The following is a 1,588-nucleotide window of genomic DNA, read 5'->3' as shown; positions in this document are numbered from 1 at the left end:
ATTTCAACCTCCTTGGCCCCTTCGGTTTGAGCAACCGCCTCTGCGCTGATCGGCACACTGGTCGGCCGAACTTCAATTACGCTGACAGGAAGCGCAATTGGGCCCGGCTGGATTGCTGCCTCGTTTTTTCCGCACGCGGCCAAGGTAAGACATAGCGTCAGCCCAAGAAGAGCCTTCCAATAAACCAATAAACAGTTTTTATACATTCGTGTATGTATGTAATGACTTGTAGGTAGACAACTATTAAGAAACTGGAACAATTCCTCAATCCTTCTGACCGTCCACGATATCTAATGACGGGGGCCTTTAAGAGAGAGGGCGATGAAGTTTAGATTAGTCTCTGGTATAGTAGAAATGAATTAATACAATATCAGGTATAGTTATTTTTAATTTCCATCATATCGATCTTAATCTCCTGGTGACGCTGGAGGTGCTTTTGACAGAACTTAACGTCAGCAAGGCTGCGGAGCGCCTTAACCTGAGCCAGCCCTCGGTAAGCGTGCAGCTGGGCAAGCTGCGGCATATTTATAACGACCCGCTGTTGCTGCCGGGACCCCGGGGAATGTTGCCCACGTCGAGGGCACTTGAGCTCCTTCAGCCGTTACGTTCGGCTCTTCTTGAGCTCGAACGCGTCATTGAGCCGAAAAAACCATTTGATCCCGCAACTGCCCACGTGACATGGAGCCTTGCTGCTCCAGATTATGCAGAGTCTGCGATTCTCCTCCCCGTTCTGTCCAGGCTGAGAGATGCTGCGCCACATACTCGCATTGCTATCCGCGATACTGCGCCACCGAAAATGGCCAAGCAGTTGGAACAGGGTATCTGCGACCTTGGTTTCCTGACCATGGATCGCGTTCCCCCAGAGCTTCGGTTCAAGTTTCTTTTTATGGAACACTACGTGCTCATCGCGCGGAAAGACCATCCGTGTGTGAAGCGCAAACCTACAATTGATGAGTTCTGCACTCTGGAGCACATTATGGTTTCCCCCGATGGCGGAGGTTTTCGAAGCGTTACGGATACCATGCTTCAGAAGATGGGGAAAACGCGGCGGGTTGTGTTGTCCGTTCCACATTTTCTATTCGTTCCAGCTTTAGTCACCCAATCGGACATGGTGGCAATGCTTCCGTCACGCCTCATACGCAACCTGTCGGACGAACTCTGCGCGTTCGAGGCACCGTTCGAAATTCCCGGGTACGAGATGGCTATGGTCTGGCATGAGCGTTCACATCGCGATCCGGGGCACAAGTGGTTGCGCGAGCAGATTCATGCCGCACTATAATCCGTCGGCTCGTCCAATTTTTAATTCGGACTGGTTAAATCGATAACGGCGCGAACACCCGCGCCCGGTTGAACGCTAAGGCAGCATAAGGCTATTGTGTTGAACTGCTAGGTGCTGAGCTCCTGAGGCTGTGACTTATGCCAAGTGACAAGGAAAGCGGCACCGTCAACTGAACGTCATCACCACGTGCCGTGGACTAGTCATGGGGTCTTACTCACTGTGTTGCCCAGCCGCCGCCGAGGGCCTTGTAGAGTTGGACGACTGATACCAGGTGGAAGCGGTGGGTGGAGGTGAGGGCGAATTCGGCAT

The 1,588-nt window shown here is 52.3% G+C and carries 1 protein-coding gene and 1 pseudogene; one reads left to right on the top strand and one right to left on the bottom strand.

What is annotated here, in order from left to right; translation table 11 throughout:
• A pseudogene (locus C8R31_RS16355) lies at positions 1–206 on the bottom strand (efflux transporter periplasmic adaptor subunit); the annotation flags it as partial.
• Positions 207–418: 212 nt separating this feature from the next.
• On the opposite strand from C8R31_RS16355, the gene C8R31_RS15730 reads away from it, so the two are divergent.
• The gene (locus C8R31_RS15730; protein ID WP_258192746.1) at positions 419–1,279 is read left to right on the top strand and encodes a LysR family transcriptional regulator; all 861 of its coding nucleotides are present in this window, start codon (positions 419–421) and stop codon (positions 1,277–1,279) included.
• The last annotated feature ends 309 nt before the right edge of the window (positions 1,280–1,588 follow it).

The organism is Nitrosospira sp. Nsp2 (genome assembly GCF_003050965.1).
In the GTDB taxonomy this organism is placed as follows: domain Bacteria; phylum Pseudomonadota; class Gammaproteobacteria; order Burkholderiales; family Nitrosomonadaceae; genus Nitrosospira.
Note: the sequence above shows the minus strand (reverse complement) of the source record. Positions and strands in the feature narration are given on the sequence as shown.